The 19762-nt window shown below is 54.9% G+C and carries 25 protein-coding genes and 1 pseudogene; 7 read left to right on the plus strand and 19 right to left on the minus strand.

From position 1 onward, the window contains the following. Nucleotides 1-22: 22 nt before the first annotated feature. The 11 genes from V3224_RS00120 to V3224_RS00170 all read right to left on the minus strand — a co-directional run bounded on the left by V3224_RS00120 (nt 23) and on the right by V3224_RS00170 (nt 7674). Complete coding sequence (locus tag V3224_RS00120) at nt 23-1459, minus strand: phage tail sheath subtilisin-like domain-containing protein (protein ID WP_334467696.1); 1437 nt, start codon at nt 1457-1459, stop codon at nt 23-25. Then, the gene (locus V3224_RS00125) at nt 1456-2079 is read right to left on the minus strand and encodes a hypothetical protein (protein WP_334467698.1); all 624 of its coding nucleotides are present in this window, start codon (nt 2077-2079) and stop codon (nt 1456-1458) included. Before V3224_RS00125 ends, V3224_RS00120 begins: the two co-directional genes overlap by 4 nt. Next, a complete protein-coding gene (locus tag V3224_RS00130; RefSeq protein ID WP_334467700.1) occupies nt 2054-2551 on the minus strand; it encodes a Gp37 family protein in 498 nt (165 codons plus the stop codon). The genes V3224_RS00125 and V3224_RS00130 overlap by 26 nt, the downstream gene beginning before the upstream one ends. Further along, on the minus strand, nt 2548-3012 hold the full coding sequence (locus V3224_RS00135) for a gp436 family protein (protein ID WP_334467702.1): 465 nt from the start codon (nt 3010-3012) through the stop codon (nt 2548-2550). The genes V3224_RS00130 and V3224_RS00135 overlap by 4 nt, the downstream gene beginning before the upstream one ends. Beyond that, nucleotides 3012-3365 (minus strand): capsid cement protein, encoded by a 354-nt coding sequence (locus V3224_RS00140; protein WP_334467704.1) that lies wholly within the window; start codon nt 3363-3365, stop codon nt 3012-3014. Before V3224_RS00140 ends, V3224_RS00135 begins: the two co-directional genes overlap by 1 nt. Nucleotides 3366-3368: 3 nt before the next feature. Beyond that, nucleotides 3369-4307: a hypothetical protein gene (locus V3224_RS00145; RefSeq protein WP_334467706.1), complete on the minus strand. Its 939-nt coding sequence runs from the start codon at nt 4305-4307 to the stop codon at nt 3369-3371. Next, on the minus strand, nt 4300-4782 hold the full coding sequence (locus V3224_RS00150; protein ID WP_334467708.1) for a hypothetical protein: 483 nt from the start codon (nt 4780-4782) through the stop codon (nt 4300-4302). Before V3224_RS00150 ends, V3224_RS00145 begins: the two co-directional genes overlap by 8 nt. 68 nt (nt 4783-4850) lie before the next feature. Further along, a complete protein-coding gene (locus V3224_RS00155; RefSeq protein ID WP_334467710.1) occupies nt 4851-5372 on the minus strand; it encodes a hypothetical protein in 522 nt (173 codons plus the stop codon). A 226-nt stretch (nt 5373-5598) separates the two neighbouring features. After that, complete coding sequence (locus tag V3224_RS00160) at nt 5599-6054, minus strand: phage virion morphogenesis protein (protein WP_334467712.1); 456 nt, start codon at nt 6052-6054, stop codon at nt 5599-5601. Next, the gene (locus V3224_RS00165) at nt 6051-6878 is read right to left on the minus strand and encodes a phage head morphogenesis protein (protein ID WP_334467714.1); all 828 of its coding nucleotides are present in this window, start codon (nt 6876-6878) and stop codon (nt 6051-6053) included. Before V3224_RS00165 ends, V3224_RS00160 begins: the two co-directional genes overlap by 4 nt. Continuing rightward, the gene (locus tag V3224_RS00170) at nt 6862-7674 is read right to left on the minus strand and encodes a phage portal protein family protein (RefSeq protein WP_334468075.1); all 813 of its coding nucleotides are present in this window, start codon (nt 7672-7674) and stop codon (nt 6862-6864) included. The genes V3224_RS00165 and V3224_RS00170 overlap by 17 nt, the downstream gene beginning before the upstream one ends. 178 nt (nt 7675-7852) lie before the next feature. Here V3224_RS00170 and V3224_RS00175 point away from each other — a divergent pair, with 178 nt between their 5' ends. Further along, nucleotides 7853-8725 carry an IS982 family transposase gene (locus V3224_RS00175; RefSeq protein WP_334467716.1) on the plus strand — a complete coding sequence of 291 codons (873 nt, stop codon included), beginning with the start codon at nt 7853-7855 and terminating at the stop codon, nt 8723-8725. Between the two features lie 134 nt (nt 8726-8859). On the opposite strand, the gene V3224_RS00180 is transcribed toward V3224_RS00175, so the two are convergent. The 7 genes and pseudogenes from V3224_RS00180 to V3224_RS00210 all read right to left on the minus strand — a co-directional run bounded on the left by V3224_RS00180 (nt 8860) and on the right by V3224_RS00210 (nt 12971). Next, nucleotides 8860-10176, minus strand: coding sequence for a phage terminase large subunit family protein (locus V3224_RS00180; protein WP_334467718.1), 1317 nt, complete (start codon nt 10174-10176; stop codon nt 8860-8862). Continuing rightward, complete coding sequence (locus V3224_RS00185) at nt 10173-10724, minus strand: DUF3486 family protein (protein ID WP_334467720.1); 552 nt, start codon at nt 10722-10724, stop codon at nt 10173-10175. Before V3224_RS00185 ends, V3224_RS00180 begins: the two co-directional genes overlap by 4 nt. A gap of 2 nt (nt 10725-10726) precedes the next feature. Then, entirely contained in the window at nt 10727-11038 is a 312-nt protein-coding gene (locus tag V3224_RS00190; RefSeq protein ID WP_334467722.1) for a hypothetical protein, read from the minus strand. A gap of 2 nt (nt 11039-11040) precedes the next feature. Next, nucleotides 11041-11364 carry a hypothetical protein gene (locus tag V3224_RS00195; RefSeq protein ID WP_334467724.1) on the minus strand — a complete coding sequence of 108 codons (324 nt, stop codon included), beginning with the start codon at nt 11362-11364 and terminating at the stop codon, nt 11041-11043. Further along, the gene (locus tag V3224_RS00200) at nt 11361-11870 is read right to left on the minus strand and encodes a hypothetical protein (RefSeq protein ID WP_334467726.1); all 510 of its coding nucleotides are present in this window, start codon (nt 11868-11870) and stop codon (nt 11361-11363) included. The genes V3224_RS00195 and V3224_RS00200 overlap by 4 nt, the downstream gene beginning before the upstream one ends. 106 nt (nt 11871-11976) lie before the next feature. After that, nucleotides 11977-12621, minus strand: a pseudogene (locus V3224_RS00205) (transglycosylase SLT domain-containing protein). Beyond that, nucleotides 12618-12971 (minus strand): putative holin, encoded by a 354-nt coding sequence (locus V3224_RS00210; RefSeq protein ID WP_334467728.1) that lies wholly within the window; start codon nt 12969-12971, stop codon nt 12618-12620. The pseudogene V3224_RS00205 and the gene V3224_RS00210 overlap by 4 nt, the downstream one beginning before the upstream one ends. A 276-nt stretch (nt 12972-13247) precedes the next feature. Here V3224_RS00210 and V3224_RS00215 point away from each other — a divergent pair, with 276 nt between their 5' ends. Next, the gene (locus tag V3224_RS00215) at nt 13248-14015 is read left to right on the plus strand and encodes a DNA adenine methylase (protein WP_334467730.1); all 768 of its coding nucleotides are present in this window, start codon (nt 13248-13250) and stop codon (nt 14013-14015) included. A 29-nt stretch (nt 14016-14044) separates the two neighbouring features. Here the strand turns inward: V3224_RS00215 and V3224_RS00220 are convergent, their stop codons facing one another. Next, the gene (locus V3224_RS00220; protein WP_334468077.1) at nt 14045-15007 is read right to left on the minus strand and encodes a hypothetical protein; all 963 of its coding nucleotides are present in this window, start codon (nt 15005-15007) and stop codon (nt 14045-14047) included. Between the two features lie 216 nt (nt 15008-15223). On the opposite strand from V3224_RS00220, the gene V3224_RS00225 reads away from it, so the two are divergent. The 5 genes from V3224_RS00225 to V3224_RS00245 are packed head-to-tail and all read left to right on the plus strand — an operon-like array spanning nt 15224 to nt 19752. Continuing rightward, nucleotides 15224-15457 (plus strand): hypothetical protein, encoded by a 234-nt coding sequence (locus V3224_RS00225; protein WP_334467732.1) that lies wholly within the window; start codon nt 15224-15226, stop codon nt 15455-15457. Nucleotides 15458-15514: 57 nt separating this feature from the next. After that, nucleotides 15515-15835 (plus strand): IclR family transcriptional regulator, encoded by a 321-nt coding sequence (locus tag V3224_RS00230; protein ID WP_334467733.1) that lies wholly within the window; start codon nt 15515-15517, stop codon nt 15833-15835. A 12-nt stretch (nt 15836-15847) separates the two neighbouring features. Continuing rightward, complete coding sequence (locus tag V3224_RS00235; protein ID WP_334467735.1) at nt 15848-16801, plus strand: DUF3102 domain-containing protein; 954 nt, start codon at nt 15848-15850, stop codon at nt 16799-16801. Continuing rightward, a complete protein-coding gene (locus tag V3224_RS00240) occupies nt 16798-18585 on the plus strand; it encodes an integrase catalytic domain-containing protein (RefSeq protein WP_334467737.1) in 1788 nt (595 codons plus the stop codon). Before V3224_RS00235 ends, V3224_RS00240 begins: the two co-directional genes overlap by 4 nt. A 12-nt stretch (nt 18586-18597) precedes the next feature. Further along, entirely contained in the window at nt 18598-19752 is a 1155-nt protein-coding gene (locus tag V3224_RS00245) for an AAA family ATPase (RefSeq protein WP_334467739.1), read from the plus strand. The last annotated feature ends 10 nt before the right edge of the window (nt 19753-19762 follow it).

The following is a 19762-nucleotide window of genomic DNA, read 5'->3' on the forward strand; positions in this document are numbered from 1 at the left end:
TTATTGACCCTGTGCGTCACGCTCATGTGGAAACCCCACTTTTCAGGAAGGTGAGATATTCATTAGTGATTTCCGTCTCAAAGGTCAGGTGCTCCATCGGCGGCGGCGGGGTGTATTTGTAATTCAGTTTCAGCTGCCCCAGACTGAGTGCATCCTCGGTGTTGTCCGCCGGGTCATACCAGCAGTGAAAGCCCAACAACGCCCCATCGGCAATCAACCTCCTGCCATAGCCATTGACCGATTCGGTCAGCGCATCAATCAGCCCCTGATTAATCGGGCGATCAATATATTGCAGACTGAAATGGCGGATAGACTCATTAATCATGTCCCCGGTGCGCCGCGCATTTTCAAAATTCTTCAGATGCGTCACGGTCGGCCAGGCCGCCGTGCGGTTGCCCCACAGGCGTAATCCGCTACCAAAACTGTTAAATACTGTGGTAATGCCATTCTGGTTAAGCAGATTGACCTCACTATTGGCATCATCAATGCGCGCACTTAACGGGCGCTCAATCCCGACAATGCCCATCAGTGTCTGATTGGAAGACGACCACCAGAACCCTTTTTCACGGTCAACTTTGGCCCGCAGACCCGCCGCGCGCGCCGACAGCGGCTCCAGGCGAGTCTGGTTTGTTGCCTTGTCATAGACCTTGACCTGCGGATAACACAGGCGTACCCGATCAGAGGCGGTATTAAAATTAATCGTGCCTTGTGGCCCCCGTCCGGCGATGGCCTGGGCAAACGTCGTCCCCGCTGGGGCATCAATATAGACGATGGCCTCACATTGGTCGGCCAGGGCAATCATGGCGGTGGCCACGGCATTAAAATGCGAGAAGCCCGGTGCAATCAGTAATTTGGGGCGATAACCAAACAGGCTGTCGGCATTTTCCAGCGCTTTCATCCCGGTACGCTGGTCAGCGGCATTGGTGGTACCCAATACCTCTGCTGCGGTCACTTTTGAGACATCAGGGGTGTGATAGGTCACACTGACCGTGCCCCCCTGTGCAATACCGCCGGTGGTGACGCGGGTGATTTTGCCGGTTGCGGCGGCCACGGTATAGTCGGTTGCCACCTTATAGGTGGTCTGCCCATCAACGCTTTTCACCACCATATCACCCACGGGTAACTGGCTCAGTGTGGCACTGTGGTACGTGCTATCGAAGGTGATACTTTCCGCGGTTATCGTTTTCTGATGGCTTTTGGGGTCAAACACATTGACCACCAGAACCGTCCCGACACCGTGGTCATAGATGGCGCGTAATGCCTGTGGCAGGGTAAATCCACTTCGCTCATCGCCAAACTGCGCGGCATCCTTTTCCGATGTACACAGGGTCAGGGTATTGACCGGGCCTGTGGGCGCGGTACCGACCAGGCCAATCACGGACGATTTTCCCGTTTTGACCGGACGGGTCCCGCGTTCAATTTCCAGCGTATCGACGCCGTGATGGTGTTCTCTACTCATGGGGTGACCTCGTTACTTTTTGTGTCTGCTGGTACTTTTCCGCGTTTTCTGGCGGGCATCGCTAACGCTGTGCTGACCGGCACTTCGACGGGTTTGGCCTCATCAGGGCGGGGAGCAGCGGTGTCGCCCGATGAGGTGATTGCCTGTGCCAACGGTGCAGCCACGATGGGTTTGACGGGGGTTTCTGCTTCCTGACCCAGAAAGGTTAAATAGCCCTGGGCTTCCAGCCCCAGCACATAATCGTTATCCATCGGTAAGGTCACTTCCTGACCCGGCCAGAACATCACATCCAGGATGCTTTCATCCGGTAAGCGCAAAGCGGCCCCGTTCATCTGTTGGCCGTCATAACGGTAACGGGCCAGTGTGCCGGTCGGGTGTTTGGCAGCGAGTGATCGCTGTTCAAAATCGGTCAGTGGCCTGGGGTGTTCAGGCGGCGTATCGGGATAATCGAATCCCAGAAAGGTCAGATAGCCCTGGGCTTCCAGCGAGACAATAAACGGATGATCGACCGGCACATCGACGACTTGACCGGGATAAAACATCACATCCTGGGTACGGCCATCAGCCAGACGCAGGGCTGCCCCATTCGGGGACTCACCGTTGTAGCGAAACTTCGCCATGCAGCACCTCGTTATTATCATTTATCGTTATCGTTTCCTGCGTGCGGGGTAAGATGTCCTGCGGCCAGTCCTGCACAAACCAGGTTTCGGTCGCCACCGTCAGCGCGTATTGCCATAAGCCCTCGGATTGCCCCAAAAAGACCTCATCAATCAGCCACAGTGGGCGGCGACAGTCCGGCGGCATAAAGCCGCCCACGGTCTGACGCAGCTTATCGAGCAGGGCAATCGCCCCCTCGTTACCGTTAAGCTGGCGCATCACCAGGGTCAACGTGAAATGCAGCACCCGGGGCTGAAACACCCTACCCACATCCTGAATGTCGCCAAAACGCGAGCGGGCAAAACTGAGCAGCACCGCACCGAGTGGATGATTGAGATGAAAGCGTTCCGGATGCTCAGGAAAGAAGGTAACCTCCAGCTGCGGCAAGCGTTTTGTCAGCAGGGCCAGGAGGGCGTGCATGATATCGAGCGTCATTCAAAGTCCTCCAGTAAGCCGCCGGGGCCACTAAAGCGCGCCGGACGGGCATGAACATGAAAGGCCGCCGGCTCGGGGAGCACCTGACCACTGGCGGCGATACCTAACGTCAATTTTCCGTCGCGCAAGGCTTCCAGCATTTTCAGGCTGCCGCGATACACCTCTTTTATCGCCTCGGGCAGTTGGCCTTCGGGACGACGCAGGTACAGCCGATGACTGACCAGATTGACCGCCATATCGCGCAGTACCGTGGGAACGGTCTGCAGCGGCAAGACGTAACGACCGCGCAGATGAGCATCAATCAGCTCATCGGCATAGCGGATAGCGTCGCTCAGCACCTTGTCGTTAATCACATTGGGCAGGCTACCCATCAGCGCTTCGCCTGAGACATCCTGCGTCAGCTGAACCAGCGTATGGTGTGAGAGCAATTGCCCGATATCCTCCAACGTGCAGTAGGCCATCAGATACCTCTGACCATGCGGATAATCTCACCGGCGGCAGTGGCGGCATCCAATGCCACCCCCACCGTTGAAGCAGGCAGCCCGCCACCGGTTAATGCGCTTTCTGATACCACCCGACCTTCACTGTCGGCCTTGAGCAGTTCACCGGCGCTAATCGCGGCACCGGCTTCTACCGCCATGATGCCCAGCACATTAATCGGCACGCTGTCCCCTTTTTTACCGGAGACCTCGGCGACACCGAGTTCCGTCCCGGTGCCCTTAAAGGGTTTTGCCGTGATGCCCTCCAGACGATGGGCGGTTAACTCCTCCACCGCCACGACGGTGGTGGTGAGTACCACCTGTTGTGTCACCATCTTTTACGCTCCTTTAATCCCGCTAATCAGATACCCGGCTTCACTGCCCACCACCGCGACCTTATAAATATCGGTGTAGCGGATATTGACCACCTTGCCGCCAACACTGTCAAAGCGGTCGGCCAGCGGCATACCCTGTCGACGGAAGGTATAGCCAAAGGACGGCCTATGCTCATCCGCGCTATCACTGCCCGCTTCCGCGGGACTGACCACATGCAGCATCAGGTTATCTTTCCACAGGTCGGTGGTGCTTTTACCGCCTTTGTCTAGCTGAACGGGTGCGCCAATCAGCACCTCATCCACCTGGAATAAATCTTTTAAAATCTCGGTAGTAATACGCTTACGTTCATTCCCGCCCAGCGCGTCTTGCAGCACCTTATGGAAGCGCAATAGCGCCATCACGCTCGCCCCCATGGTAATGACGTTGGGTCGCAGTCCAATATTGGCCCGCACCACTTGCATCCCGGCTTCAATATCTTTCAGCGGCTCGCCATTTTTCTTGTTCCAGGCGGCATCGCCGGTCAGGGCCTTTTTTGCATTGCTGGCATAGACCGAGGTCGATTGCGCCAGCTCCGCCACATACTGTTCATGGCGCAGCAAAATACCGTCGGTGGCGCGTTTAATCGCCTTGATTTCTTCATTGAACATCGATTCCGCCTGTTCGCGGTGATCGACCGGCACCGCCAAATCATGCTCATCGAGCACGATATCGGTGAACGCCTGTTTTTCTCTTAACAGGATATTGCTGTTGGCCCCGACCGCGCGTTTGGTTTCATACAACGCCAGCCGTCCTTTACCAAAGGTCGGCACCTTGACGCCTTCTTTTTCTACCCTGACGAGAGGAAACAGCTTTTCCCCAATCAGGCTGGCGTTGCGGTATTCAGCGGCAATGTGGGTCAGCACCGGGTCGTTGGCCCGTTTGCTTTTTAAATAATCAGACATAGGACTCTCCTGACAGGCAGCGCTTCACCGCCGCTTCGTAAGGGATGGACTCACGCGTCTTAAGCGCCATGGCCTGTTGATGCAGCGCATCCGGATCGGATGCCCGCTCACTAAAGGTCAGACTGTTTTGCGGCGTGTTGCCTCTTCCCGGCACCGCCCGCTGACTAAAATCAACCAGCGGGGTAGCGCTGGTAAACAGAGACTTGACGGCATCAACCAGTGGTTGCGTTTTGCTGCCCTCACTGAAGGTCAACGCCTGCTCTTTGCCAGACAGCGCATCCAGTAACGCCACCATCACCGCTTGTCCGGCAGGGGCCAGGCGTGCTTCATTAATCAGACTTTCGGCAAAGGCCACATTGGCGTCATGAGCGACTTTAGCGGCCTGCGCGGATTTTTCGGCCTGATGGGCGCTGAGCTGCTGCTTTAACGCCGTGTTCTCGGCTTCCAGCTGTTTTTCGGTTTCGGTTTTTTCCACAGTGAGGCTCTCCGTTGTGGGATAAGGGTTGACGACCTTGGCGTCAGAAAAGGCCAGGGTTTCGGTGGTTAGCGCAGGGGGGCAGATGGGGTACCCACATAGTGGCTCAGTAACGCCCGTAGCCGAAGTAGCAGCGAGTCGTGGCTGTCATCCCGATCTTCGGTAAATTCCACCACTCCGTCCTCGGTATCCGCAAAAGAGACCGCGCGCAGCCCTTTAACAGCAGGCGGTTGTGCGCCAAGAAAACCGACATGGGGTAAATACAGGGCACCCGGTGCGGGATTATTCGGCGCGTGGGGTAAATAGAACGACGCCGAGATTTTTTTGTAGCGGCCCGCTGTCACCAGTTCAGAAAAAGCCGGATCAACCTGCTGTGGCTCTCCCAGCAGATCACGTCCTTGCGCCGACAGCTGTTTGATCCAGCCGTAAGCGGGCGCATCGGTGGTTGGATGGCCGGTCACTATCGGGGCTTCATGTAACGCCGGATCGTAGGCATCCGCACAGGCGCGTAAATCCTGCTCGCTCACGTTCAGTACCTGCCCGTGGCTATCCGTATGCCGACCGCGCGTAAAAATATGCAGGGATTTCATGGCACCTCCATTGACTATCATGCCAACAGTCTATGTCGGGTTGTCTGATTTCCCTTTTAAAGGGCTTTAAAGATTTTCATTTGAATATTTTTGATGACAGAAGAATGCTGCGGCGGCTATCAGGGATAACCGCGTCAGGAAGGGGTTTATAAAGCTTTATAAAGGGCGGAAACGCGCTCGGGTATCGCGTTGTATTATTTAAGCGCTCGAACGCGTCAGGCAGCGCTTAGCGGAGGCTAGCCTGTTGCAAATAATCAAGCTCCTCATCGAGCAGCTGGCGTTTGACTTCAGCCTGTAGCTGTCCCCCCTCGGATACCGGCAGGTAAGGGCGCGGGGGCAGCGTCACTGACCCACCCCGCCCCGCTTTCCCGCCCTGTTGATGGATACGTGCATAAACGCGATTCGTGCCGACCCGTGCCTGATGCGCATCATATTCCGGCGTCACGCTGCGGCGTAAATACCCGTCACGGGAGAGCGTCATGCCCTGGCGGGCGAGGGCCGCAACCGACGGTTGCCAGCGTGGCCGCCCCTGCGCCTCAAAGTTCAGGTCAGTAGCGGTTTTCAGCGTTTCAGACCAGCGTCTCATCAGCGGGGTCAGGTCGTAAGCGGCGTTCTCCAGGCGCTTTAGCGCCTGTTTCAGGTCGTTATCGGTTATCTCAACCGACAGAATAGTAGCAGTCATTCCGGTCTCCCCAGGGTGTTAACGGCCAAGGTGTGTAACGGCCCCTGATAGCGGCTTAAGTCCGGTCGATACCCTTCACCGGGGTTATACGACCAGCCGATATCCGGGGAAAACACCGTATGATTGTCGAGTGTCAGCTGGGCCACCGGCTGCATTTCGCCGGTTTTGCGCGAGACCACCTGCAACGACCAGAGCAGGCGGTCGCCGGACGTTTCCACCGTGAGTCCTCGCGCTTTGATGTCCCGTTCAGACAGTGCAATCACGCTGCAGCGCCAGCCATTGGGCGGGTAGAGCGCGCGCCATAGCGGGTCATCGGCAGGAAACACCCGACCATGCAGCGCCAGGTGGCTTTTGCGGGTGCGATTATCGCGTATCCCCACATACATCCAGTAGGGACGGGCCGCAACATTCTCCCGCATTTCTGCCCAGTGCCCGGCGTTGTAGAGGGTAGTCAGATTGGTGCGATAAATGGTCTCCAGTCGCTGCGGGCTGCCTGATTGCACCGTGACCGGCTCCCCGCTCACCGGGTCGTGGGTCTCCTGCTCCCCCCACCATCCCTTGGCCTGCAGTACTGGGGTTAATTCCTGGGCAAACCACTGGCCGGTTTTGCCTTCCGCCAGGGCGGTTTCCAGCGCCTGATAAATATCTTGCAGAATATCGAGTCGCGTCACCTTGGCCACCGTCGCGCTCTGGGCATGGGCGGCTTGCCAGACGTCCTGCCAGTCCCAGGAAAAGGTAAAGCCTTTGGCTTTTAAGTAGGCTATCGCCCGTTTGGGCGGCAGGCTAAACAGCGCCGTCAGTTCGTTATCATTGAGTGTCGGCATGTAACCTCCCCCAGACGTTGGCAACAAACATCACCCGGGCCAGGGTCTCCTGGAGCGCCTCTGCCTGCATCTCGGGGTAAAGTGCGGCCAGTTTCCCCCTCAGTTCGCCGGGGGAAATACCCGATTTTACCGCGTCAAATAACGGGGTGAGCAGCGGTTGCAGGGTGTTGTCCAGCGTGCCGTTTTTCATCAGGCTGTCCAGTGCCCGGTCAAGTTGCGCCTGGGCATCGTGCACGTTCTGCGTCTCGCCTTCGGCAAAGGCCAGCGAGGGAGCAGGGGGTGAAGGGGTTTCCTGTTGGCTTTCCATCAGCAAATCACCCGGTTGCAAGCCATATTCACGCTGATAGTATTGCGCGCTGAAAAAGCCGGCGGTTTGCGCCAGACTCAGGTCACGCTTGGCCTGTACCTCATCGATGGTCTCCTGCTCCCACAGTCGCCACACGGGCGCGGGCACATCACCAAAGTTCAGCTCAACCAGCCAGCGGAGTATCTGGTTTACCGCACTCATTACCATCACCGCATCGCCATCGCGGATATCAGCGGCCACTTCCAGCCCGGCCTGGGCGGAAGCGTGATTGGTTTCGGCTTCGGTAGTCTGGTTCTGGCCCAAGAGCGCAATGGTAATTTCACTGCGGGCCATTTCAATCAGGTCTTTATACAGACTGCTCGACGCACCTTTGGTGGCCGGCTCCTTATGTTCAATAAAGCGCACCACCTGGGCGGGCGCTTGCCCCGCCTCCAACCCGCGCTCCAGGCATTTGACTGCGGATTTGCGCCGCCGGATACTGCTACCCACCAACGGCTCAGCGCGTAACTGGCGGTAAACGCTAATCGCCTGGCCTCTGGCGCGTAATATTACCTGAGTTCGGGATAAGAAATAAAGAGAAAGTCTTGATATTCAAATAGTTGAATGAGCCTGTTTTGTTAAAATACTCTAACAGTCTGGTTAAAGAGTAGAGCATTGTTAAACAATTATGGAAAATCTTACTGAACTTTATTGCCTGATGGATGATTTTTGCAAAGACTTCGAGCCAAAAATGCATGAATATTTGCTGACTAACGGTACTAAGCGTCGTAGACGGTCTACTCAGCTTTCGTTGGCGGAAATGATGACACTGGTTGTGTTGTTTCATCAACTCCGATTCAGGCAATTCAAGGTATTTTATCTCTATTATGTCCGCTTATATCTCCGGAAGGAATTTCCTAACTTGCCATCCTATTCACGCTGTGTAGAGTTACTTCCGCGTAGTGCCTTAGCGTTAACGGCACTGTTTGAGTCAATTAAGGGAAAATGCACGGGGCTATCGGTTGCCGATTCTACTCCGATAGCGGTGTGTGATAACTTACGGATCCGCAGACATAAAGTCTTCAATGGGATAGCTGAACGGGGAAAAAATTCAACAGGTTGGTTCTTTGGTTTCAAGCTTCATGTAATTATCAATCATTTGGGGGAAATACTCAGTTTTCGACTCACACCAGGAAACACCGATGATCGGAAACCATTGCCTGAGCTGACAAAGGATCTTTCTGGTTGTTTGTACGCAGATAAAGGGTATTTATCGGCTTCACTGAAACAGCAACTCAAAACGATGGGAATTAGCCTTATAACGAATATCAAGAAGAAAATGAAGCCTATTAAACAGACTTGTTTCGACAAAGCCATCTTGCGTCATCGTTCTGTCATTGAAACGGTATTTGATGAGTTAAAAAATCTTTGTCAAATAGAGCATACGCGACATCGCTCTCCGGCTAACTTTGTAGTGAATTTATTAGGCGGACTGGTTGCATATTGTTTAATGCCATCTAAACCAAAGATACCTGTTGCAGGTACGTATCTTCAAGTATAATTGATAATGCTTATCCCGAACTCAGGTTAATATTGGGTCGGGATTGGGTAAATGGCCAAACAGTTGCCCCAGGCCCGCCGGACTGCGGGCGCGGGTGGCAATGTCACTGAACAACGCTTTTTTATCGATAATCATCAATATCCCTCCAGCAAGGATGAGGCCTGCCGTGGGCAGCAGGAGTAAGCGCGCACCGGGCCGTGCGGCTGGTCGGCGGCGTTAAGCGCTAAAAACAGCGCCCAGGCACGGTCAGCGTGCCCGGCGGCATCGCTCTCGGCCACAAAACGCGGCGCGCCAGTCGGACTCATCACTTTTTTCAGTTTATGCAAATCGGCCCGTAGCGCCCCGTCTCCTTGCGGCAAACGCAAGCGCCGGTCTTCAAACACCTCTTTACCGCGTGTTGCCAGCGTCAGCTTGTTGCTGGGCGTGAATAACACCCCTTCGACCCGCGTGCTGCCATGACGGCGTTTGGCATCTTCCACCGGCTTTTCGCCGAGACCAGTCTGGTCGATGCAGCACCGCAGTACCCGGTAGTGGGCAAAGACCGCATCGAGCAGCGCATCCTGTTCGGCAAAGGGGGCACGCTTGCGGGTAATGATGTCGCGCGTCCAATACACATCGCCCACCTGTTCAATCACCCATATCACAAACAGGTCATGGCGCAGACCGATATCGATACCGACAAAACAGGGGCCACCCTGATAGTGCTCAGGCTTGCCCGCCTGCGGGTGTTCAACGCCATCAATCAGGTCATAGGAAAGCCAGGCGGCGGCTTCATCCAGCCAGTGCAGTTCAAATTCCTGCGCCCAGGCGTCTTCATCATTGAGCGCCTGTTTGAGGGCGGCCACATCCCGTGGCAGGCCGTCTTTGACCGCCTGGTAAATATCGACCCGATGGCGCGACCAGACGCTGTCCAGCGACGGGTCGGTCATCAGCTCATAAAACTTGTTGCCCTTGCCATTGGGGGTGGAGGTGACGCGCAGCTTGTAGCCGTTCGATATCACCGGAAAAAGCGCCGCCCAGATTTTGCGACTGTCGGCATGAAAGGCAAATTCATCGAGAAACACATTAGCGGCAAAGCCGCGCGCCGTATCGGGGTTAGCCGGGAGTGCAGTAATGCGTGAGCCGCCGGGCAGCACCGCCTCCAGCAGGGTGTAACGTTCGCTGCCTGGGCCTTTTACGCTGCCTTCAATTTCACGGATAGCCAGACCGTAGGCCTGACAATGTTTTTTCACCCCTTCTTCCATCGCCTCTTTGGCCTGGCGCTCACCGCGCGAGAGAATGACCCAGCGGGTGCGACCGCCACGGGCCTCGGTCTCAAAGCAGTCGTCAACCAGCTCTAGCGTGGTGGTAAAGGTTTTGCCGGTCTGACGGGCAAACTGGCCGATTTTAAAGCGCGACCGGTCGAGCAGCCAGTGCTGTTGGTAAGGGTAGAGTTCAGCATTTTTGCTCATGCGATAATCCCATAAATTTCTTCACGCACCCGCTTCAGGGTCTCCAGACTGACATGTCCCTTGCCTTGCTGCGCTGCTTCCTGCTCCAGCGTGGCCATTTCCGCGCTGATTTTTTTAAGCTGGCCTTGCAGTTTTTTCAGGCTGACGCTGGCATGAATAATCGGGGCCAAATTTTTCGCCATGCGGGCAAAACGTTCAGCCCGTTCAACCGGCGACCCCGCTTCTTCCTTGATGGTTTGTGCCTCCAGCAGGCTATTGAGTAATTCAGTCTGCACCAACGCCATAATGGATTCTGAGCGGGTATCCTGGTCATCGGGCGCACCCTTGGTCAGTTGCCGCGCCGCTTCAGTCGCGTCACGAATGGCGGCAAAGCGGCGTTGTACCTTCTGGCCATAACGAGAAATTTGCGCCCGACCGATGCTATAGCCTTTCTCACGCAGCAAGGCTTCCAGCTCCCGGTAGCCACTGAAATTACGCTCGGTCAGCGCCCGGTCGAGCCATTCACGCACCGAGACGGGCAAGACTTCGATATGACTGCGCGGTGCCATCGTCACTCCCTCCAGTATTTGGCCGGGCGGGCAATGCCGGGGATATCGTCGGTGACGTATTCCACCAGATTGACCCCTTCCGGCGTCAGCGTGGCCGTCCATGAACGTGCGGGCGGTCGGGTCAGGCGAACCAGACTGAAGCCCTCAAGGAACAGCAACTCTTTTTGCAGCTCCAGCATGGTCATGTCCGGGTAAAGCGAATGGCCCACATCCCACAGTAGCCGGTCATTGGCCGGATACGGCCGCGCCTTGTTGACCACCTGCAGTAACACCCAGCGCAACCCTTCGCGGCGTGCCTGTTCGGTCTCTATCATTCTTATCCTCCTGCCACCTGACGCAGTTGTATCGTTTCCAGCTTCTGGTAAATCGCGTCTAACCGGGACTCCACCACCTGCTGATAATGAATAAATTCGTCGCGCCGGACGTAACGTTCCGGCACCTCCACTTTGAATTCCAGTACCTCGCGCTCAAGGCGTACCCCTTTATCGGACGCCTCGCGCATCAACCGCTCCAGTGATGCAAACCGTTCGGCCTGACGCTTTTCGGTCTCGCGGATAAACCAGCGGGCCAGCCCCGCGAGAAAGCCCGCCAGCCCAAACAGATAGCTCACCAGTACCCAAAAATCGACCTGTAATGTCATGGTGTTAATCCTTCAATATAATCCAGTAATCCATTGACCTGTGCCCGCCAGACCTGACATTGCTGCCCGTTGTCGGTGATATTGGCGAGGATATCACGCTGGGTAACTGGACTCGGGGTGTGTCGCTCGCCAGGGGTCTCAGCTGACCGGGTCGGGTTGCCAGTGCCGCCGGTAAGGGCGGCAACGCCTGAACCATCAACGTCTGACAGCCCGAGGGCGGCGTTGTAGTGCTGCACGAAGCCACGAGTAAATACGCAGGACATAGCATGAGGCTGGCCTTTTTCATCCCGCCAATGTTGGGTAACATCCTCTATCCGCCTTGTTAAGTGTTGGGTTTTGTCACGAAGTTGCGCAATGCGATTCAGGTAGTCCTGTTCAGCCTGATGCGCCAGCTTCACCTGATGGGCAAATCGTTGTTGCAGGGCTTGCAGGCTTTGCGCGGCCTGCTCGGCGCGCTGTTTTTCCTGCATGGCAAACGTCTCGCGCAGCTGACTGAGGGTTGCCACGCACCGTTCGGTTGCGCGACCTGCGCCTTGCGTGTAGCCGTGCCACCAGATACCCGACAGCAGCGCCATTACCAGAACCCCGCCGAGGCTTTTCAGGCTGACTGCACTAAACACAGCTTGCCCCTCCCCAGGTCAGGTAACGCGGTGCCAGGCTTTTTAAAATACGGCGGGGATAATGGCGATTCTCACGCCAGGCACTCACGCGACGTCCGGCATTGACCCGTTCAATGTGGTGAAACCAGCGCCCACTGTCGTGACCGAGACGTTTGGCCAACTGAAGGTCACGCTGCACCCAGCCCAAACCGCCGTTGTAGGCCGACAGGGTCATCGCCATACGTTCACAGCGATTGACCGCCGATAATCGTTGCCATAGCTAGTTATCAAAACTCACCACCGCACGTAAACTCCAGCTGGGATTGAGTGGCGCTTTGGCCGCCAGTGCCGGCATTACCTCCCCAATCCAGGCCGTGGTCGCGGGCATAAACTGCCCCAGACCCTGCGCACCGATACGGTTGGTGATGGCCGGCTGCCAGCCACTTTCGTGCTCAATCTGGGCGGCAAAATCCGCCACTGGCGCATTAAGCCCCCACACCAGACGGGCGTTGCGTATCAGCTCAGCCCGGTATGGCAGTGCGGCTTGTGGGGGACGCGCCGCATCGGCATCAAGCGCGCCACCAAGGAGCACTATCAGCAAAAGGAATAACAGCCATCCGGGGTCGCCCTGCGGACGTTGATAGCGGTTCATGGTCATAACCCCATCGCCACACTCAGACACACTGCTGCCACAATCACCGCGCGACGCAGTTGGGCTGCCGCAAACACCTGATGGCAGCCGCCGCGTACCGGATGTCGACCCTGTGCCACCTCCGGGTGGTCATGGTGCAGGTATTGACCGGGGCGGGCCTTGGGGAACAGCGAACGGTCAAGCCAGTAACCCACTACCGCCGCCAGGGTGATTAAGGCCAGTTTGTAGAGCACCACCGGCAATTGCTGCGGTGAGACCAGGCCAATCACCAGCAACAAACCAGCCGCAGTGAGCAACCAGCCGCCGAGGCGTGGGGTTTTAAAGGGGGGTAACATCAATTTTTTTCGGGTTTTCATGGCGGTCTCCCTCAATATCAGGCAGACAGTGTGACAAGGCAGTGCGCTAAACGCTTTTAAAGCGGTTTACTAGTGGGGATAGCCGGTAGTCGCTAGATTACGCTCAGCAATTGCCCCGAATGGTGCAAGGGAAAAAGCGCGACCCACCCGGTGCACGAACACCGGACAGGCCGTCAACACACAGACCCGACCTGTGAGTCAACCGTGGCGCTTTCCGTCCTCGAGAACAGGAAAGAGTCTACACGAATTTCCATTAGTGAAAAAGGCTTACAGTGAATGCAACAACATTTTTTACCGATACTGCCCTGGATAGGCGGTAAACGGCGGCTGGCAAAACAGATTTTACCGCGCTTCCCGGCGCACACCTGCTACGTGGAGCCGTTTTGTGGCGCAGCGGCGCTCTTCTTTATGAAGTCACCCAGCAAGGCGGAGGTGATTAACGATATCAACGGCGAGCTGGTTAATCTCTATCGGGTGCTGAAACACCATCTGGAAGAGTTTATGCGCCAGTTTAAATGGGCACTGGTCAGCCGGGCGATGTATCACTGGTTGAAAATCACGCCGACCGAGACCTTAACCGATATCCAGCGGGCGGCACGCTTCTACTACCTGCAAAAACAGGCGTTCGGCGGCAAAGTCGCTGAACACACCTTTGGCGTGACCACCACCACGGGGCCACGCCTGAACCTGTTACGCATGGAAGAAGAGCTGTCGCTCGCGCATCTGCGGTTATCACGCACCACCATTGAACACCTGGACTGGGCCAGCTGTATTGCCCGTTATGACCGTCCGCACACGCTGTTTTACTGCGACCCACCGTACTGGGGGACAGAAGGCTATGGCGTGGATTTTGGCCTGGCGCAATATGAAAAACTGGCGGGGATGGGACGAGACCTGGCGGGCATGATGATTATTTCCGTTAATGATATTCCTGAAATGCGAGCAGTGTTTCAGGGCTTTGCGATGGAGAGCGTCCCGATTCGGTATACTCTTAATAGCAATCAGCCCACGCAACGGCGTGAGCTGATTATTACCGTTAAATAATCCCCTTTGCGCCAACGAAGGGGGAAGGCTTAAGCGCGGTGACGGGCGACTTTTTTCTCTGCCATTGCAGCCAGGGTACGTTGTGCTACTTCGCGTGTTTCACCAGGAATATGTCGGAACGTCGTCAATAAAGTTGCTTCCTCCTCATCTCTCACCACATCGAGCGCACTGGCTTCATCGCTGCGCTCCCCGGTAATAAGAAAGAGTAAATCTACCCCAATAGCTTTTGCAGCAATCAAGTAAGCGGTATCAGGATGCCGCTCACTTTTTTCGTAGTTATATTGGGTGAGTTTTTTGACACCACAGCGTTCGGCGAAGATTTCCTGGCTAAGCCCCAATCGTAGGCGCTCGGATTTAAGGCGTTCTCCCACCCCTTCGAGTGTCAGTGTCACCCACTGCTGGGTATCGAGTGGTGTTTGTTCATCGCTCGCAGCAACCGACGAGGTTTTGCCCGCCAGTTGCTGGCTTAGCTGTTGCAGTTGCTTCTCTTTTTCGGCGACCAGTTGCTGGCTGCGTTTAAGGGCTGCTTCATCTTTACGTAGTGCGGCGCGCAGTTCTCGCACCGACATGCGATCAACCTCATCCAGCGTCAGGCCCGCGATAGTGCCCCCTTCGGCTAAAACATCTAGATCCTCATCATTTTCAGTTAATAATTCATAAAGTTTAGCTTTTCCCAAAACGCCTAACGTTGCGCGTTTTGGGGTTTCAATTCCATCACCTAAAAACTTTAGGCTTGCCTGCATCATTCTGCGAGCTGTTTGCGGTATAAGCCCTAAATCCTTTTCAAGGATTTTTGTAAATTCCCCATGAGGTTCATTCTCTTTCAGAATAATCAGCCGCTTCCCGGCCTCCAGCATGGCTTCGGCACTTTGCGCCATATAGAAGCGCGCTTCATGCACAATGCGCTCACGCTCATAGGGCAGGCCATCACCAAAACGCGCCATTACCTCCTGTTGGGCACTATTTTCTGCATTTTTTTCAGGGTATGCAATTGCCCCCCCCCCCCCGCAATCGTGATATTGTCCGCTGCACTCACAGACAGGCTGGTTGCCGCTTTTTTCTTTGCCATACAGCTCTCCTTTAGGCCGATAACAGCCAGTGATTTTTAACGGTGATAAGAAATATACAAAAACAGACAAAAAAGACTTTACATCATTTTGTATGTTAATGTATATTTATTTTTAACTTTTTATAACGGAGATAATACCATGTCACTGCAACACCCCGCCGACTTTAAGCGCAATTTTTACGAGCATGTCTATCAGCAATATCCTTCGGTCGCTAAGTGGGCAGAGGAATCTGGTTTTAAGCCTCATGACATCTATGTGTTACTGAATGGTGCTTGCCAAGGCACACGCGGAAAAGCCCGTAAAGCAAAACGCGCTATTGAACAGATAGTAGGTTCAGCGATGCCACACAGTAAAAGACGCCATAAAAAATAACATTTTTCTGTTTCACTGACGGTAACACAATTTCCATTAATGAAAAAGAGACATCCGATGAAAAACACCTTATTACTGCACCCTTCTTCACGCACACGACGGGCGCTGCGTATTTTGAAAGCCATGAAAGGGCATTATCGCGACGGCCTGTCCAATAAAGCCTTGGCGGCGCTAATCAATGACTCTGCGGCCAATATCAGTCGCACCCTGCCATTTTTAGTGGAAGAAGGGATGATTGAAAAACGCCTCAATGGGAATTACGCCCTGAGTGAAGAATTGATACAGATTGCCCTGGCATTTTTCGATGAAACCGAACGCGCACAAATCAAGATGGCAGAACGACATGGGCGCTGCGTAGCCTCATCGTCAAAACTGTAAGAGGAAAAAATCATGGGTAGAAAAGCATTGCCGATGACGGCTGAAATCGCCCCCGAACAGGCATTGGCACCGGATTTAATGAACAACCTTAACGCCCTGGCTGAACATCAGCAGGCTATTATGGACAAGTACGGTGAAGGCTTGCCCTATCAGCGCGAGCGGATTGTGCATGAAGCGCGCTTCTATATGGCACAGAGCGCCGAAGCCATGCTGGAAGCAGGCAAACGACTCATCATCCTTAAAGAAAATGAGCCACATGGTAAATTTATGAGAATAGTTGAAGAACATCTAGGTCTCAAATATCACATAGCTAGAAAAATGGCTCAGGCTGCATTGAAGTATTTATCTCCAACACTGAATTCTAAATTAGAAACGTTTCAAAGTTTGGGGCGTTCAAAGCTCTATGAACTGATGTTAGAAGATGACGAAGATCTCGCCGAACTCGCCGAAGGCGGCACCATTGCGGGCCTGACACTGGATGAGGTTGACCGGATGTCAGTGCGAGAACAGCGCGCAAAACTGCGAGATACGGAAAAGTCACTTGAAGCCAGCCGCCGTCTGGCCAATGAGAAAGATCAAAAGATCAATGAACTGAGCGAAAAACGCCTGCTTAATCAGCATCGCCCGTTAGGGGAAGAAGGCATACGCCAGCTCCGTGAAGAAATTGGCCTGGTGGGCTTTGATGTTAAAGCCATATTAATGGGGCGCTTTCGGGAAGGGCTGGAAAAACTGAGCAGCCACAGTGGTGATATCACATCCCACGCCGACTATTTAGCGGGCTTGCTTAATGATATTGAGTTTGAAATCAATGTGTTACGTAGTGATTTTTCGTTACCCCACCACGCAGTATCAGCGTTGGTGCCTGACTGGACAAAAGCCGATGCGGATGCCGACGATGCGGATTTTCAGTTACCGGAACACCTGCGCGGCACCGGACAGGATAATGTCGAGGAGGTGGTGCAATGAACCCCATCCTGACCGAACGTCTGTTAACCATTGCCCAGACTGCTGAAAGAGCCGGGCATGGCGGCAAAGACGCGGTGTATCAGACAGGCTGTCAGGCACTCGGTATTTCCAAAGCCACGCTGCTGCGAAAAATCAAACAGGTCAGTTATAAACCGCCGCGCAAGCAGCGGGTGGATTATGGTACCAGCGCCCTGACACGCGACGAAGCCCTGCTGATATCCGGCGTCATCATGGAATCTGAACGCAATAATGGTAAACGCCTCTACAGTCTACAGCAAACGGTTAATGACCTGCGGGCGAACAACCTGATTGATGCCGGGTATATTGATAATGAAACTGGCGAGTGGTTTCCGCTGTCGGTCGATGCCATCAGCCGGGCACTGTACCATTATCGCCTGCATCCCAACCAGTTACGGGTACCTGCCCCGTGCGTTCAATTAAAAACCGGGCATCCCAATCATGTCTGGCAGCTGGATGCGTCGCTGTGTGTGCTCTATTACCTGAAAAATCCCGCCAAAGGGCGCACCACGCGCGATAGCGGCCTGCGCATGATGAGTGAGGCCGAGTTTAACAAGAACAAGCCCAAAAATCTGGCCCGTATTGTCAATGACCGCGTCTGGTCATTTGAACTGACCGACCACACCAGCGGCTGGATTTACGCCGAGTACCGCTTCGGCGGCGAAACGGCACAAAACTTTACCGATGTGCTGATTAATGCCATGCAGGAGCGCAGTGGGGCCGACGTATTACATGGTGTACCGCGTATCCTTTATACCGACCCCGGCTGCGCGCTGGTCTCAGCCACGATGCGCAACCTGTGCAAAACCCTCGGTATTCAACTTATCGCCCATAAAGCCCGTAATGCCCGCGCCACCGGCTCAGTGGAAAAGGCGCGCGATATTCTGGAGTGTAGTTTTGAATCCGGCCTGCGGTTTGTGCAAGTCGATAATATTGATGAACTGAACCACCGGGTCGGGTTATGGCGTAAAAAGTATAACCGTACCGCGCTGCATCGCCGTACCGGCATGACCCGTACCGACAGCTGGCTACGGATCACTCCGCAGCAGTTAATCAAGGCACCACCCGTTGAAGTGTGCCGCGAACTGGCGGTGAGTCTGCCGGAAAACCGTAAGGTCAATGACTATCTTCGCGTGTCATTTGGGAGCAAAGAATATGACGTTAGGGGTGTGCCGGGTGTTTGTAACAACGATTGGCTACAGATAGTCCGTAACCCTTGGCGCGACAGTGAAGCACAGGTGGTGATAATCAATGAGGACGGCATGGAAGTCTTTTACCGGGTACCGGAAGTGGTGAAAGACGAGTACGGTTTTCCCCTCAATGCCCCAACATTAGGCGAATCCTTCAAGGCATTACCCCACACCCCGGCGCAACACCATCTGGCGGAAGTCGAGCAGGCGATGTATGGCACCACCTGTCCCACCGAAACCGCTGCCGCGCAAAAAGCCAAAGCGCTGCCACTGGGCGGTCGCTTTAACCCTTATCTGGACAATGAACGCGATACCCCACCCATTTACCTGCCCAAACAGGGCCAGGCTTCCACGGTTTGCGCGCCACGTTTTGAAGAACGTTTAAACCCGGTCGTGGTGGTTCAACAGTTGCGCGCGCGTTTCCAGGCGGCGGGCAAGACCTGGCGCAGTGAATTTTACACCACGCTAACCCAACGCTTCCCGGACGGCATACCCGCTGACCAGGTCGACGCGCTGGGTGATGAGCTGATGGCCCAGTCCACCGAGGTGGTGGTCAGTCTGGCCAGTCACGGTTAACGGGAGGCCATCATGCTGAAACTCAAAACCCTGTTACAACACCACAACCTGACCCAGGCAGCACTGGCCCGTGCGCTTGACCTTTCCGAGGCGACGCTGGCGCAAATAGTCAATCACCATCAGTGGCCGAAACAGGATACCGACGCACTAAAACACCGCATCCGTGGCTGGCTAAGTGACCAGGGCATCGCGGCGGACGACTGCTTTGACGGGGTCACATCCAGCAGCAAGGAAAAGCACACACCACCTAGCAACGAGGAAGACACCATGTTACTGAAAAAACAGGTATTACTGACTGCCACCAAAAAGCATTTTGGGCTGTTTCGTGCCCCATTTGACGACAACGCGGTACAAGGTCATGAAGATGTGTTTTTAACCCCTGAAAGTCGTTATGTGCGCGAGGCGTTGTACCAGACCGCCAGCTATGGCGGCTTTATCGCGGTTATCGGTGAATCCGGCTCGGGTAAAAGCACGCTGCGACGTGACCTGACTGACCGCATCTATCGGGAAAACGCCCCGGTGGTGGTGATTGAACCCTACGTGCTGGCGATGGAAGACAACGACCATCAGGGCAAAACCCTGAAAGCCGCCAGTCTCGCCGAGGCTATTGTCCATACCCTGGCCCCACTGGAAAAACTCAAACGCTCGCCGGAGGCCCGCTTTCGTCAGCTACACCGACTATTAAAAGAGAGCAGCCGCGCCGGGTACAGCCATGTACTGGTGATTGAAGAAGCCCATTGCCTGCCCATCCCGACCTTAAAGCACCTTAAACGCTTCTTTGAGCTGGAAGACGGCTTTAAAAAACTGCTGTCCATCGTCCTGCTGGGACAACCCGAACTGGGCGACAAGTTATCCGAGCGCCTGTTAGCGGTCAGGGAAGTGGTACAGCGCTGCGAGGTAATTGACCTGCCGCCGCTAGATGAACACTTGAACGACTTTCTTGATTTCAAGTTTAAACGCGTCGGCGGCGACCTTAGCAAAGTCCTTGGCCCGGATGCGATACCGGCACTGCGTCAACGCCTAAGCTGGCTGCGCCCGAAAAAAGACACGCCGGTCAGCCTGCTTTACCCCTTGGCTATCGGCAACCTGCTGACCGCCGCCATGAACCTGGCCGCGCAAAACGCCATCCCGGTTATCGACGCCAATATTATTCACAGTGTGCATTAAAGGAGGCTTT

This window comes from Arsenophonus sp. PmNCSU2021_1, from assembly GCF_036919435.1.
GTDB classification, from domain to species: Bacteria; Pseudomonadota; Gammaproteobacteria; order Enterobacterales; family Enterobacteriaceae; genus Arsenophonus; species Arsenophonus nilaparvatae.